The 15,215-nt window shown below is 60.8% G+C and carries 11 protein-coding genes; 5 read left to right on the top strand and 6 right to left on the bottom strand.

The features are described from left to right. Window positions 1-86: 86 nt before the first annotated feature. Window positions 87-1,415 carry an ABC transporter substrate-binding protein gene (locus tag QWU43_RS01530; protein WP_370913777.1) on the bottom strand — a complete coding sequence of 443 codons (1,329 nt, stop codon included), beginning with the start codon at window positions 1,413-1,415 and terminating at the stop codon, window positions 87-89. 522 nt (window positions 1,416-1,937) lie between these two features. On the opposite strand from QWU43_RS01530, the gene QWU43_RS01525 reads away from it, so the two are divergent. From QWU43_RS01525 to QWU43_RS01510, 4 genes are all read left to right on the top strand, one after another. Further along, complete coding sequence (locus tag QWU43_RS01525; protein ID WP_370913776.1) at window positions 1,938-2,540, top strand: hypothetical protein; 603 nt, start codon at window positions 1,938-1,940, stop codon at window positions 2,538-2,540. Between the two features lie 81 nt (window positions 2,541-2,621). After that, entirely contained in the window at window positions 2,622-3,557 is a 936-nt protein-coding gene (locus QWU43_RS01520; RefSeq protein WP_370916981.1) for a nucleoside hydrolase, read from the top strand. A gap of 82 nt (window positions 3,558-3,639) precedes the next feature. Beyond that, entirely contained in the window at window positions 3,640-4,962 is a 1,323-nt protein-coding gene (locus QWU43_RS01515) for a nitrate/nitrite transporter (protein WP_370916980.1), read from the top strand. Window positions 4,963-5,040: 78 nt separating this feature from the next. Next, window positions 5,041-5,460, top strand: a complete 420-nt coding sequence (locus QWU43_RS01510; protein ID WP_370916979.1) for an organic hydroperoxide resistance protein — start codon at window positions 5,041-5,043, stop codon at window positions 5,458-5,460. Between the two features lie 139 nt (window positions 5,461-5,599). Here the strand turns inward: QWU43_RS01510 and QWU43_RS01505 are convergent, their stop codons facing one another. The 3 genes from QWU43_RS01505 to QWU43_RS01495 form a co-directional block, all read right to left on the bottom strand. Beyond that, window positions 5,600-6,259: an anaerobic ribonucleoside-triphosphate reductase activating protein gene (locus QWU43_RS01505; RefSeq protein ID WP_370916978.1), complete on the bottom strand. Its 660-nt coding sequence runs from the start codon at window positions 6,257-6,259 to the stop codon at window positions 5,600-5,602. Then, entirely contained in the window at window positions 6,256-8,082 is a 1,827-nt protein-coding gene (locus tag QWU43_RS01500; RefSeq protein ID WP_370916977.1) for a ribonucleoside triphosphate reductase, read from the bottom strand. The genes QWU43_RS01505 and QWU43_RS01500 overlap by 4 nt, the downstream gene beginning before the upstream one ends. A 565-nt stretch (window positions 8,083-8,647) precedes the next feature. Then, window positions 8,648-9,322 (bottom strand): heme oxygenase (biliverdin-producing), encoded by a 675-nt coding sequence (locus QWU43_RS01495; protein WP_370914273.1) that lies wholly within the window; start codon window positions 9,320-9,322, stop codon window positions 8,648-8,650. Between the two features lie 432 nt (window positions 9,323-9,754). Here QWU43_RS01495 and QWU43_RS01490 point away from each other — a divergent pair, with 432 nt between their 5' ends. Next, window positions 9,755-10,543, top strand: coding sequence for a lysostaphin resistance A-like protein (locus tag QWU43_RS01490; protein ID WP_370913770.1), 789 nt, complete (start codon window positions 9,755-9,757; stop codon window positions 10,541-10,543). On the opposite strand, the gene QWU43_RS01485 is transcribed toward QWU43_RS01490, so the two are convergent. Both QWU43_RS01485 and QWU43_RS01480 read right to left on the bottom strand, forming a co-directional pair. Continuing rightward, window positions 10,540-13,659 (bottom strand): bifunctional [glutamine synthetase] adenylyltransferase/[glutamine synthetase]-adenylyl-L-tyrosine phosphorylase, encoded by a 3,120-nt coding sequence (locus tag QWU43_RS01485; protein WP_370913769.1) that lies wholly within the window; start codon window positions 13,657-13,659, stop codon window positions 10,540-10,542. The two genes, QWU43_RS01490 and QWU43_RS01485, sit on opposite strands and share 4 nt — an antisense overlap. Before the next feature lie 57 nt (window positions 13,660-13,716). Continuing rightward, window positions 13,717-15,057: a glutamine synthetase family protein gene (locus tag QWU43_RS01480; RefSeq protein WP_370913768.1), complete on the bottom strand. Its 1,341-nt coding sequence runs from the start codon at window positions 15,055-15,057 to the stop codon at window positions 13,717-13,719. Between the last annotated feature and the right edge of the window lie 158 nt (window positions 15,058-15,215).

The raw sequence follows: 15,215 nt of genomic DNA, 5'->3' as shown, positions 1-15,215 counted from the left end.
GCCACATGCCATCGTCAGGATGCGCCTACGGTGGACCCCCGGAAACGCATCCGGACGATGGCTAAAGCGGTTAAGTGACTGTGGACTCAGTTCTTCTCTGCGGCCCAACTATCGCGCACCGTGCTGACAACCTCATCCCATGCCAGGTTGCCAGAAGCGTATTGCGCGAGAGCCTGTCCGAAGTCCTCCTTGAACTTCTGCGACGGGTACACCTGAAACACCCAGGGAACAACGTTAAGGGATGTGTCGTTCATCGAGACGGCGATCTCCTTCGCCAGTGGGTCATTCGGGATGTCGGCATCGGTGTAGTTATCGAAGGGGGCGATGAAACCGAGATCCTCGACGACGTGCTTCTTACCTGCATCCGTGAGGAACAGCCAGTTCACGAAGTCTTTCGTGGCTTTCTTGTCCGCCTCATCGGCCTTGGCATTGATCGCCATGTAGGCCTCGGTACCGACAGCCAGTCCCTGCTTCTCCTCCCCTTCGTGTCCCGTGTACATCGGTAGGTACTTGATGTTCTCCTCGGTGACGACGTTACCGTCGATGTCGGAGATCTGGCTCCATGCCCAGTTTCCGTTCTGAACCATGGCGGCCTTGCCCTGGGCGAACTCGGACATCGAGTCGGTGACGGTCTTCGACGGAGCGAGGGTCTTCGGGGTGGTGGAATCGTTCAGGTACAGATCGAAGAGGTTCTTGAACTCCTTGTTGTAGGTGAAGTCGAGCTGCTCCTTGTCAGTCACCCCCGAATCACGGAACTCGTAGTAGACGGGAATGTTCGACAGGTGTGTCTGCCAGCGCCAGTCCTCTCCGGACGCCAACGAGGTGGAGGCGAAAACTCCATCGATGCCCAGCTCGTTCTTGCGCGCCTGCATGTCATCGGCGACGGCCTTGAGCGTGGCGAAGTTGTCGATCTCATCGACAGAAGCCGCCTTGGCACCGGAAAGCGCGAAGTAGTCGTCCAAGATCGCCTGGTTGTAGATGATGCCGTAACCCTCAACCGCGAGGGGAACACCGTAGATTTTTCCGTCCTCACCGGTCAGCGCAAGCTCGGGGTCCTTCAGCCTGGTCGCGAAATCGGTATCGCTCAGATCCTCGATGTACTTGCTCCAGGTCTTGAGACCTTCAGGGCCATTGACCTGGATGAGAGTCGGTGCATCTGACTTAGAGATCTCGGATTTGAGGGTCTGCTCGTAAGTACCGGAAGCAGCGGTGACAACCTTGACCGGCACTCCGGTCTCCGCCGTGTATTCCTCGGCTATCTCCTTGAATGCTGCCTCTTGCTCCGGCTTCCAGTTCAGGAAGTAGACGGAGCCGACGCCGTCGTCAGAGCCACCGCCTGATCCACAGGCCACGAGGCCTCCCAAGGCAACGGCACCAATGCAACCGGCCGCCATCATGCGGCGAATTGTGTTCACAAGATCTCCTTGATCGGGGATGTGTCTAAACGCGTTACAAACATCAGAATCAGAGACAAACATAACATTAACTATCGTGATCCGGAACACTCCATGGCGCCCTCTGTCTTATAGAGCACTCGACACGGCGCGGAATAGTGCCCATATCCCGAACACGCTGCGCAGACGTGGTCGAGATCACCTCTATAAACCGCAGGACCGCAGCCTCCTGGAACTCCCGAGATGACGATCACATTCGTCAACACAGCAATCAGATCGGACAAACATCCCGACCCGAACCATGTCGTAGCCACCCCTGGCGGATGTCTGCCCACTCCCCCACGTCCGCCCAGGTTTCAGCGAACACACCGTTCACGGCGGTGGCGGACCAAAATCCGGAAACAGGCCGAGGATCAAGTTCACAGATCAGGCATCCGGGCGATCACCCTGCCCTAACCAGTGGTGCCTTATCCTTGATGCCGGGCCTGTCTCGGGCAGACCGGACCGCTCCCAAAACACGAACCCCCAAGGATTGATGACGGCATGAAAACCCATGAAGCACGTGTCGCCCAGAGGATTTTCGCGGACAACTGCACCACCCGGGGCCTCGATTTCGAGTTCACGACGAAAACGACCACCCGGAGCACCGCACTGGGAGAAGCGGTGGCGGCGGCAGCAGCCGCCCGGGGCGTCGAACCGTCGGAGGTAACAATCAAGATCTTCGACGAGAAGCCCCTCGATGATTCCGGTTCAGTGATGGTCAGGGTCTACCGTGACCCAGAGGAAGACCATCTCGATCTGCGGAACCTCATGATTCCCCGTCTCACGAAGGCACTGACGACCGACCCCGAGCTAATTCCCTCATTGCGCGATGTCACCACGGCCGGAGACAGCGAACTCATCGTCGCGATGGCTCTTCCCGATGACCGACTCTCGGAGTGCCTCGCACAGATCGGGGGCGATCAGGCGGTCGCGTTCGGGATGCTCGATAACGGCCGGCTCCGGTGGCGTGTCTTCGCGAACATTCCCGGAGCCCCCACCGTGGAGTCCCTCGATCTGACTCCAGCACACCCCCTCGGTGAACTGGTCCGGGTCACAGCCAGCAGCGAGGACGACCGGGGAATCCTGACGCTTTCACGTCACTGACTTGTTCGACGCACGTACCATCGACGAGGAGTAGGTGGGGTTCCCATCAATGTTGAGCTATGACAGGCAGGGCGGAACACAATGGCACGGAAAATCATCCTCGACTGTGACCCGGGGCACGACGATGCAGTAGCGCTGATCCTCGCAGTCGGTAACCCCGAGATTGATCTTCTCGGTGTGACCACCGTCGGTGGAAACCAGACACTGGAGAAGGTGACCCGCAACGCACTGGCCGTTCTCCAGGTTGCCGGCCATCCCGAGGTTCCGGTGTACGCAGGCTGCGGTCAACCACTCGTGAGGGAAGGCGTGTTCGCTGCCCACGTCCACGGTGAATCGGGATTGGACGGTGTCGATCTCCCCAACGTCACCGCAGAGCCTGCAGCGGGGCACGCCGTCGATTTCATCATCGACACAGTCATGTCCTCGGAGCCGGGGACGGTGACACTCGTCCCGATCGGACCGCTGACGAACATTGCCCTTGCGGTACGCAAGGAACCCCGGATCGTTGAGCGCGTCCGTGAAGTGGTGCTCATGGGTGGCGGCTACAAGACGGGCAACTGCACGGCAGTCGCCGAGTTCAACGTCCACACCGATCCGGAAGCCGCGCACATCGTGTTCAACGAGGACTGGCCGGTCACGATGGTGGGGCTTGACCTCACGCACCAGGCACTCGCCACTCCGGAGATCGAAGCCGAACTCCGCGAACTCGATAGTGCAACCGGGCGTTTCCTGTTGGGGCTGTTCGGATTCTTCCGCCGGGCATACAAGGACAACCAGGGGTTTGACGATCCGCCGGTTCACGACCCCTGCGCGGTCGCGTACCTCATTGACCCCGAAGTGATGACCACCCGGACCGTGCCCGTCGATGTGGAATTGTCCGGGTCATTGACAGCCGGTATGACCGTCGCCGATTTTCGGGAGCCGATTCCTAAAGGTTGCCGGACAAAGGTCGCGGTCGATCTCGACCACCGACGGTTCTGGGATCTGGTCCTAGCAGCGGTCGCCGCCGTCGATTAGCAGTTCCGTTTCCCCCGGATGCTCCCCCCTGTCCGCATAACGGGGATCAGTGATCGGGAAACCACGTTCTATTGTCATCCGTATGGCTCGCGGCGGAGACGAATCAACTAGGGTGACCGGGCGCTCGCTGGCGGTCTGGTTGGCGGCGGTCGCCGTCTACATCACCGCGACCACCGGCAGAACGTCCTTCGGTGTCGCAGGCGTCGCCGCCCTCGATCATTTCCAGATCGACGCCTCCCGGGTGGCGGTGTTCACCGCCGTACAAGTCGGTGTCTACTCGCTGATGCAGATCCCGATGGGGTTGGCGGTCGACCGTTTCGGGCCACGCCGCATGTTGGTGGTCGGCGCGGTCATCATGGCGATCGGGCAAATCATCCTCGGATGCACTGCCGCCTACGCCGTAGCAATCTCCGCGCGAGTTCTGATCGGAGCCGGTGATGCGACAGCGTTCCTCTCGGTGCTCCGAATACTGCCTAACTGGTTCCCCCTGCGCAGGGCTCCATTGATGATGCAGCTCACCTCTGCATTGGGTCAGCTCGGCCAGGTTCTCTCCGCGATCCCCTTCGCTGCAATCCTGTATTCGAGAGGATGGGTGACAGCTTTCGTCTCTCTGGGGGCAACGGGGCTGATCGTTGCGGTAGCGGCGATACTGGTCATCAGGGACGTCCCGGAACCAGTTCGCTCCGTGCGGAAGCAGGCGCCCGTGAAGCTCGCGGCAGCACTGTGCTGTGTCATCACTCATCCGGCCTGTTGGCAAGGATTTTTCACACACTTTACTTGTATATTCCCGCAGATTGTGTTCACTCTCATCTGGGGTGTTCCCCTGATGTCCCTGGGACTCGGGTTGAGTCAATCTCAGATCAGTACCGTCCTCGTGGCAAACATGGTGGTCATCATGATTGCCAGCCCCCTCGCCGGGTTAGTCTCCGGGAGGGTCGGACGAGGGCGTGACGGACTCGTGTTGGCTTCGGCGGTGATCCTCGCCGGGGGTTGGGTATGGTTCCTGCTTCCCGCCGCGCCGAGGAGCTTCACGGTGCTAATGGCGGTGAATCTCATGATGGCGGTCGTGAGTCCGGCGGGAAACTTCGCGTTCGACACTGTCCGTGAATATATGGACCGTCGGGTACTTGCGGCTGGTACGGGGTTGGCGAACATGGGTGGTTTCACCGGGGGAATGCTGGCGACGCAGGGTATCGGAGTGCTTCTCGACGTCGCACACGGCGACAGCGGATCCGGTTATGTGTGGGCGGATTTCCAGTTCGCTGGATCAGCGGCTCTCGCGGTGTGGGGACTCGGGATCATCGGATTCCTCATCAGCCGCCGTGCCCTGCGAAAACATGACGCCACACGCCCTAGCGCCCAAGGTGAGGAGAACCCCGCGCAGGGCGCAATCGGCGTACGGTGATCTGCTAGTACACTTTCTCCCCGTGTTTCCTCTACCGTTGTCGGTACCCTTCCATTGAACCTATCGAGGAGACCTAACATGGAGAACATCTACACCGCAGAAGCACTGGCCACCGGTGGTGGGCGTGACGGACATGTCCGCACCACCGATGGTCTCGTCGACACTGATCTTGCCCTGCCGAAGGCTATGGGCGGCTCTGAGAAGGCACCGAATCCCGAACTGTTCTTCGCCGCTGGCTACGCCGCCTGCTTCCATGGAGCGCTTCAGCTCGTCGCCAAGAACGAGGGCACATCCATCGACGGCTCCTCCGTTGGAACGCGAGTGAGCCTGGGCAAGGATGCTGAGGGATTTGCCCTCGCAGTCGAGATCGAGGTGCACATCCCGGAGATGACGCTGGACGAGGCACAGAAGCTCGCTGACACCGCGCACACCGTGTGCCCCTACTCCCGCGCAACGAAGGGCAACATCGAGGTGACCGTCACCGCTGTGGAGGACTAATAACGTCATCTCTCTGTCGTCGGCCCCAGAACCGGCGGTGAGGGGCCGTGGGGAAAATGGCCAGGGACCCGATTGCACGGAGTAATCGGGTCCCTGGCCCTATTGTCGGCGTATCCAGCTACATAACGAGCTGCCGACGCTAGGCGCTAACCCGGTAGTGTCCGTCCGGGCCGACGCCCCGCGCCTGTTGCACTACCAGGTCGAACCCGTACTCGGCCACGTGGTCCCGGAGCGCAGCCAGATTCCGTTCGACGACGCCGCCCGCCCAAACCGTGGTGCGGACCTGCACCTCCATCCCAGTTCGTGCGGCCGCCTCCGCGACAATGCTCAGAGCAGCCGTGGATCGGGCTGCAGCAGAGGGGGTACAACCTACGACACCGGGAAGGTCAGACACCTGCGCCTTGACATCAAGCCCGATCCAGTCGGGCCGGGTGGATTCATCGTCCAGGAGCGCCGCGAGACGTATCGGCGCATACCCGCACGTGTGGAGCCCGACCTGGAAACCACGCTGGTGCACCTCCCGGACCGCACCGGGAAGTGCACGGTGCATGGTCGGTTCTCCGCCACTGATCACCAACCCGTCGATGAGTCCGCGGCGGTGCTCCAGCAGTGTCGTGACCTCCGAAAAATCATGGGCCCCGGCGGAAACCTGCTGGAGCGTCGGGTTGTGGCAGTAGATGCACCGCCACGGACAGCCCTGTGTGAACACCGTGACGGTGAGCCGACCGGGCCAGTCCGTCGCGGAGAACGGGATGATCCCTGCGACTGGCAAACCGAGCTCCGTACTCTCCGTCGTCACAGTGCCGGTTCCACGAAGTACATCCGCTCGCGGAACTCCCCCTTCTTCCCGGTGTTGAAGCTCGATACCGGACGGAAGTACCCCATGACCCGGGTCCACATCTCGGTTTCTTCCCCACAGTGTTCGCAGTGGGGATGTTCCCCGGAAAGGTAGCCGTGATTCGGGCAGATGGAGAACGTCGGAGTGATCGTGATGTACGGGAGCCGGAATGTCTCCAGAGCCCGCCGCACCAGAGTTGAGCACGCATCCCCGGAGCTCATCGCCGACCCCATGTAGAGGTGGAGGACGGTACCGCCGGTGTACTTCATCTGCAGATCCTCCTGTTGAGTCAGTGCGGCGAAGGGGTCTGGGGTGTGATCGACTGGTAGTTGGGATGAGTTGGTGTAGTACGGTTCCGCGGCGGTACCGGCGTGGATGATCGTGCCCCCGAAACGTCGGATGTCCTCTCTCGCAAAACGGTGGGTAGCGCCTTCCGCAGGGGTGGCTTCGAGATTATAGAGGTGCCCGGTGGCTTCCTGTGCTTTCACGAGGAGGGTGTTGATGTGGTCGAGGAGCCGGGCGACCTGTGCATGCCCTTGGGGGTCGGTGATGTCGTAGGTGTCACCGGTGAAGTTCCGGACCATCTCGTTGCACCCGTTGACCCCGATGGTGGAGAAGTGGTTGTCCAGGCTCGGCAGCCACCGCCGGGTATGGGGGTACAGGCCGACGTCGATGAGTTCCGCAATCGTCGCACGACGCCGCTCCAGCGTATCCACCCCGAGTTCAACCAAGCGCTCAACCTCGGCTAGAAGTGCTTCCTCATCGCCTGCGAAACGGTACCCGAGGCGTGCACAGTTGAGGGTCACGACACCGATGGAGCCGGTCTGTTCGGCCGAGCCAAACAACCCGTTTCCACGGGCCAGGAGTTCCCGGAGGTCCAACTGGAGGCGGCAGCACATGGAGCGGATCTGGCCGGGATCGAGATCGGAGTTGATGAAATTCTGGAAGTAGGGCAGACCGTAGCGGGCGGTCATGTCGAATAACCGATGAGCGTTCTCACTGTCCCAGTCGAAATCACGGGTGATGTTGTAGGTGGGGATCGGGAACGTGAATACCCGGTCGTCGGCGTCACCTTCCGCCATCACCTCGATGAAGGCTCGATTGATTAGCTCCATCTCAAGGCCGAGATCCCCGTAGGTGAAGTCCATGACCTCCTCGCCGATGTAGGGGTGGTCCTCCCGGAGATCTGCGGGACAGGTCCAATCAAAGGTGAGATTGGTGAACGGGGTCTGCATTCCCCATCTGCTGGGCACGTTGAGGTTGAAAATGAACTCCTGCATGAGCTGTTTCAATTCCGGATACGTGAGCCCGTCGATCCGGACGAACGGGGCCATGTACGTATCGAAGGAGCTGAACGCCTGCGCACCTGCCCATTCGTTCTGCAGGGTGCCGAGGAAGTTGACGATCTGTCCACAAGCTGATGAGAAGTGCCTCGGTGGAGCGGAACTGACCGAGCCCGGGACACCCCCGAAGCCCTGTTCCAGGAGCTGCCTCAGCGACCATCCCGCGCAGTAACCGGCGAGCATGTCGAGGTCGTGGATGTGGATGTCACCGTCACGGTGTGCTGCTGCGGCCGCGGAACTGAAGATTTCGCCCAGCCAGTAGTTCGCCACCACCTTTCCGGTGGCGTTGAGCATCAGTCCACCGAGCGAGTAGTCCTGGTTGGCATTCGCGTTGACCCGCCAGTCGGCGCGGGACAGATATTCGGTGACGGTGTTGACGGGATCGACGAGGTGGGCGCCCTGGCTCGTGTGCTGCGCCTGCGGTGGGGTCAATGTGCTCATGCCCGCCACTCTAAGCCGCAAATGACACTGATGGGATTATTCGAACGCGATTGTGAGAAACACGATATACACCCATTGATTAAGTCACAGGCACAACATATAGGTGATTCGATGTCTCCACAATCCTCAGAAAACCGCTACTTTCCCAGCATCCGATGAGTACTCCAACCCCCACCTGTTGAGGCTCCACTCTCGATGTATCCCAGGCATGACGAACCTCCCCCAGGTTAAAGAGTCTCCAAAACCTGGTTGAGCGAAGTGAGGGGCTGCACGTAGCCGGTGGATGATGTGGACCATGCAGTAGGTGAGGTCTCGGGACACGCGCGTCACAGCAACGCAGATGAGACAGACACAAAAAGTGGCATTCATCCAACCCCACCATGCCTCTCCGAAACGGAACGTCGTGGGCCGGAATTTCCGGAGCACGGCATCGGGTCTGTCGGAGCCGCAACCACGATCACGACGCGGAGAGTCCATGCGTTTATTCTGCCACTGAGATTCCTCGGAGGATAAAGCTGTCACAGACCAAGATCATGCCGGATAGACATGCACCGTTCACGGCTTTCTACCGGTTACTGCGCCCGAGCTCAGCGAAAAGGTTGAAATTGAAGAGGAAGGCCGCGCACGCCTCATCCAGCAGACGCTCGCGGTCGGACACTCCAAGGGGGAGGGAGTCGAGTGCCGCACGATAACTGTCCTTGTATGGCTTGATCTTCGGAATCTCGGCGAATCGATAGAAAGAAAGCACCTCCGGCCCGAGACCGTAGTGGCGCTGCATCATACGCGCGATAACCTGTCCACCGGAGAGATCACCGAGGTAGCGGACATAATGGTGTGCGATCAACCCGGGGGCGTCAGCCGCATCCGCGATCTCGTTGAGCCTGGCGACGTATGCCACGGTGGCGGGTAACGGTATGACCGTCTCCCTCCATTCAGAATTGCCGTGAAGGGCATCGAGGTCGGCCTCGATGGAAGGGACACGTTCAAGCGCCGGATCCACGATCACGGCGGCGATGGGGTCATTGGCGACGACACGCGCAGCATTCTCGAGGGCCCGGTAGAACAACCAGGACTGCTCCTGGAGCGCGATGAAGTCGGCGACGGTGAGGTCACCGGCCATCAGATCCTGGGTGAATGTCGAGTATTCAGCCGATTCATGGGCGTCCGCAGTGGACGCTTTGAGGGCCTTGGAAAGCGGGAGGAAATCTGAGCCGCTCCGTGGCTGGACTGCTGTCGTCATGCCTTCTCTACCTTCATGTTTGCGGAGCATCGTGGGCTCCTTAAGCGGTTTCCCCGCCGGATCACGTGCACCATGTCGTGTTCCGATTCGGTGCCCCAACTGTAACTAAGGGCACCCTGACTGTTCTATAGATCGAATTGTTGATGCCCTCTCGAACCTCCTGCTTCCTCATGCCCGCTACTTCTGAGGATCTTCTCCCGTTGGATCCCCCATTTTTTCGCCTAGGTAGGCCCTCCGGGCGTCACCGGTTCTGCATGACCGTGGATAGGACCCTCACTCATTCTGTGCGTCATCACTCGGCGGGTTCTGTGGGTCCACTGTGAGTTTCAGGAGACTTTGCCTGTAGGCCCCTGGGAACGAAGTTTCGGGGCTTTCCGGGGATTAGCATTCTCTGCGGTATCGCTCGGTACCGTTCGAGAGAAAGGAACGATATTGCGTCAACTTCACTGGCAGCACCGGTGGGCTGCTCCTTTGGCCGTGGTCATTGCGTCAATCGGGCTCGCGAGCCTCTGGGTGTCATCTCTTCTGGTCGGAAGCAAACAATCCACCGAATCCACCGCGATCACTATCTACGTGTTCCCGCTCATTGTCACCGGCCTGTTGTATGTCTTCCTCAGGCGTGTCTCCACCCTCCGTGACACCAGGTTCCGCGTCAGGAACATCCGGTACGGAGGCTATCTCTTGATTGCGGGTGCGGTTCTGGCATCCGCCTTCTTCCTGGCACCACCCTCCGGTGGACTTGTTTTCCCCTCCCCCAGCTCCGTGCTGTTCTTCGTGGTCGGCGCTCTTCTGACCGGTACCTGGGAAGAATTGCTGTGCCGCGGGCTGATCCAGAATGTTCTTACCGAGGCGTTCGGGACAGATCAACGACGTACCTGGTGGTCAATCATCGCAGCCTCCGGGATCTTCGCGGTACTGCACTTCATCCGTCTCACCACAGATCCCCAGCTCATCCTGACCGTCACCACCCAGGTGTTCTATGCCTTCGCGATCGGACTTCTCCTCGGTGTCATCTATCACTTGACCCGCGATCTGCCCGCGGTGATCCTGCTGCACGCGACGTTCAACATGCTCGGCGGCATCGGTGCTCTGTTCACCCCACCCGCACCGGGAGCCGCCTCGGATATCCCGGTGATCGCCGCACTAATCCTTCTCGTGGTTCTGATGCCCGCCATCTGGGTCGCGCGTCGCATATTCATACGGCATAGCACCGACATCTAGGGTTCAAAGGTTGGTTCGCCCCAGAACACCTCGTCGACGACCTGTCGTGCACGGCGGGTGACCTTCAGGTAGTACTCGAGAAACTCCTGGTACCGGTTCGGGTCCCAGCCCGCTGCTCCTGCGACTTGCGCGAGCTGGGGCCCGGGAGACGGAAGCTGATCGGTGCGTTTTCCCCGGACGAGAACCAGGGCATTCCGGGCACGGGTGGCGGTCAACCACGCGGTACGCAGTCGCGCAACCTTCGAATTCTCGATGATTCCGTGCTCCTCGATGACATCGAGGACTTCGAGGGTTGAGGTGTTGTGCAGTTCCGGGAACTCCTGCGAGTGCAGCATGGTGAGCAGTTGTACCGTCCACTCAATATCGGTGAGAGCGCCACGCCCCAGTTTGGTGTGAGTTTTGCGGTCGGCTCCACGCGGTAGCCGTTCATTGTCCACCCGCGCCTTCATCCGGCGGACCTCGCGAACGGTCTCGGCACCGATCCCCTCTTCCGGGTACCGGAACCTATCAATGGTGCGGAGGAATCGCTTTCCGACGTCGGGGTCCCCCGCGATCGCGGCGGCGCGAAGGAGTGCCTGGATCTCCCAGGTCGCCCCCCATCTCTCATAGTAGTTCCCGTATGATTCGATCGTCCGGACAATCGCGCCTGACCGGCCCTCCGGGCGGAGCCCCAGGTCCACCTCGAGTGGTGGATCGTCGCTGGGCTTCGAGAGCCGCCGTCGCAACCGATCACAGATACCGACGGACCATTTGACCGCGTCGGTGTCACTGACCCCTTCGGCGGGTTCACACACGAACATGACGTCCGCATCAGAGCCGTAGCCGAGTTCGGCACCGCCGAGGCGCCCCATCCCTATGACCGCGATCCGAGCGGGCGGAGTATCCCCAGAATTCGCGGTGGCCGCCGCGATCTCCACCCTCAGTGCGGCCTCGAGAACAGCATCCCAGACGAGGGACAGACTGCGACACACCTCTTTTACATCCATCATCCCCAGAAGGTCTGCGGCCGCAACCCGGGCGAGTTCCGCCCGTCGCAGGGATCTCGCCGTGGCGATGGCCTTGTCCGGGTTCGCATGTCTGCACGCGGCACTGACGAGTGAACTGGACACGGTGTCGGGGTCCGTGTCCAGTAATTTCGGCCCGTTGGCTCCATCCCCCAGGCGTCTGATCGTGTCCGGTGTCGAGAGAATGAGGTCGGAGACGTACGGTGAGTTGCCGAGTATCTTCATCAATCGCTGCCCTACGATGCCTTCATCACGGAGCATCCGCAGGAACCACTGCTTGTCTCTCGCGGCCTCGGACAACTTCCGGTAATTCAGCAGTCCGGCATCGGGATCCGCCGTCGTGGACAGCCATTCCATCAGCGTGGGGAGCAGCATCGCCTGGATCTTCGCCCGGCGAGACCCCCCGGAAGCCAGCGCCTGGAGGTGCTCGTAGGCGCGGTCAGGGAACTGGTAGCGGAGGGCCGCGAGCTGGAGCTTCGCCGATTCGGCCGAAAGCCGAAGTGTCTCCACGGGGAGGTTCACCACTGAGTTAAGCAGTGGACGGTAGAAGAGTTTCGCGTGCAGTGAGGAGATCTGGCGGACGACACGACGGTGTTCCTCGAGCATCGTCACTGCGAGTGAGGTGTGCCCGGAGCCTCTGACCCCGGATGTTCTGGCGAGCCAGCGCAGCGCTGCTTCGTCTCCGGCATCCGGCATGGTGTGGGTACGTCGGACACGCTGAAGCTGCAGCCGATGTTCCAGTAGACGCATGAATTCGTAGGCGCCGATCAGTGCCTGGCCGTCTTCCCTTCCGATGTAGCCTGCTGTGATCAGTGCACCGAGTGCATCCACCGTCGAGGTGACACGGAGACTCTCATCGGAGCGGCCGTGCACCATCTGCAGCAGTTGAACGGCGAACTCGACATCCCGAAGTCCTCCTCTCCCGAGTTTCAGTTCCCGTTCCCGGAGGTTCTCGGGAACGTTTTCGATGACTCTGCGGCGCATCGCCTGAACATCGTCGACGAAGCTCTCCCGTTGGCTGGCGTCCCACACCATCGGGTTGAGAGCGTCGAGGTAGGCTTGGCCGAGGCCTCGGTCCCCGGTCATTGGGCGGGCTTTCAGCAGCGCCTGGAACTCCCAGGTGTGCGCCCAACGCCGGTAGTAGGCAATATGTGAGTCCAGGGTGCGGACGAGTGCACCATGCTTCCCCTCCGGACGGAGGGCCGCGTCCACCTCGAAGAACGCCCGGCAGCCGATCCTGATGAATTCACCGGCGACCCGTGTCACGCGGCTGTGCGCGGGTTCGGCGATGAAGATGACGTCGACATCCGAGATGTAGTTCAGCTCGCGTGCACCGCATTTACCCATCGCCATCACCGAGATCCGGGTGTCCACGGGTTTCTCCCCGTAGACCCCGCCCACCGCAACCGCGAGGGCTGCGGTCAGTGCGGCATCCGCCAAATCCGTGAGAAGTCCCGCGACGACGGTGAACGGAACTTCGGGTTGCCCCACGCGGCGCGGGGATTCGGGGTAAGTACCCGCGAGGTCATGAGCAGCGATCCGCATGAGAAGGGTGCGGTAGGTACGGTGGAGTACCTGTTCGGCGTCTCGCCCCACCATCCGTGCACGGTAGGTTCCCGCAGCCGAGAGATAGTCGTTCGCGGCATCATCGGATTCCGCCCCGTCCGGGAGATCGAACGTCGCGGGAACAGCATCGACACAACCGAGCATCGCCTGCATCATCTCGGCACGATCCGGTGCCGGTTTCGAGATGAGACGCCACAGTTCGGGGTTCGCCACGAGATGATCACCCAATGCCGTCGAGGCTCCGAGCAGTGAGATCAACCTGACCCGGAGTGGAACGTCGACACGCAGTTGACCGTCCAGTTCTCTCCGGGATGGCCCGACCTCCCCTTTGGGCACCCCGTCAGCGGAATCCAGTGCCTCCATCAGTCGAACCAGGGAGTTCAACGCCAGGTCTGGGTCACCAGCCCCAGACAGCGCCCAGAGGAGCTCAACGGACTCCGGATTCATCCAGCCAAGCCAGGTAAGATCACGTTCGGCACCGGGTCCGTTGAGACTCAGGCCCGCCGGAGCAGGTACCGCCCTGCGGGTGGAGCGCGGTTGATTCATGAGAGGTGCAGGTCCTTCCCCCGGGGGCCGGTCCTAGACCCCCGAGATGTCGGCTGGCTAGTAGTCGAGGTTGGTGCGCAGCTCCCACTGGGTGATCTGCGCCTGGTAGTCATGCCATTCCCGCCATTTGTTACGGAGAAAGAACTCGAAGACGTGCTCCCCCAGGGTGTCCGCCACGAGTTCCGACTGTTCCATCAGGCGCAACGCCTGATCAAGGGAAGTCGGCAGATCCTTGTACCCCAGTGCACGTCGTTCACGACGGGTCAGCGAGGAGATGTCGTCCTCGGCGGGTTCACCCAGCTCGTATCCCTCGCGTATCCCCTTCAGACCTGCGGCCAGAAGCACAGAGTAGGCAAGGTACGGATTGCATCCTGAGTCAAGGTTCCGCACCTCGATCCGTTTGGAATCGACGTTGCCCGGACGGTAGTTGGGTACCCGGATAAGCGCGGACCTGTTGGATAACCCCCAGGTCGCTGCCGTCGGCGCCTCGGAACCGAAGACTATCCGCTTATAGGAATTTACCCACTGGTTCGTCACTGCCGAGATTTCCGGCGCATGTTCGATGATCCCCGCGATGAAACTCCGCGCCGTCCGGGAGAGGTTGTACGGATCATCCGGATCATGGAAGGCATTGGAATCCCCCTCGAACAGGGACATGTGGGTGTGCATCCCAGATCCGGCGTGATCCGTGAACGGTTTCGGCATGAAAGTGGCACGTACCTTGTTGAGGAGGGCGACCTGCTTGATCAGATACCGGAAACTCATGATGTTGTCACTCATCGTCAAGGCATCGGCGTACCGCAGGTCGATCTCCTGCTGTCCCGGCGCGGTCTCATGGTGGGAGAACTCCACCGAGATACCCATGTACTCGAGGGCCTCGATCGCATCCCGTCGGAAGTTGGGGGCGTCGTCGTGGACAGCCTGATCGAAGTATCCACCGTTGTCGGTGGGAACCGGCGGTTGACCATTTGTGTCAAGAGATCTGACGAGGAAGAACTCGATCTCCGGGTGAATGTTGCAGACGAACCCGTCATTGGCCGCCGATGTTGTCTGACGTCGCAGCACCTGTCTCGGATCCGCCCACGAGGGTTGGCCGTCAGGCATCGTGATGTCGCAGAACATGCGGGCCTGTTTCGGGGAATTCTCGTCCCTGTCGAAAGGAAGCACCTGGAACGTCGAGGGATCAGGTCGGGCTATGGTATCCGCCTCACTGACCCGGGAGAACCCCTCGATTGCGGAACCGTCGAATCCGATGCCGTCCGCGAACGCGGTCTCCAACTCCGCGGGAGCGACCGCCACCGACTTCAGATATCCGAGGACGTCGGTGAACCAGAGCCGGACGAAACGGATCTCACGTTCCTCAACGGTGCGCAGGACGAATTCCTGTTGACTGTTCATGCCACCCAACTCTAGCCGTCCGTACACCCGGAGAGGGCGTCTGAGCACAGCAAGCACACCGTGATATGCGGAAGGATGAATCAGCCGTCGCAGATAGGATCTGTTCCTCTCCACTCCCCGCACACGCAGTGTTCGGTCCCCACCGTCTTCCCGCCACT

It is taken from the genome of Corynebacterium sp. CCM 9204 (assembly GCF_041357695.1).
Lineage (GTDB): Bacteria > Actinomycetota > Actinomycetes > Mycobacteriales > Mycobacteriaceae > Corynebacterium.
Note: the sequence above shows the minus strand (reverse complement) of the source record. Positions and strands in the feature narration are given on the sequence as shown.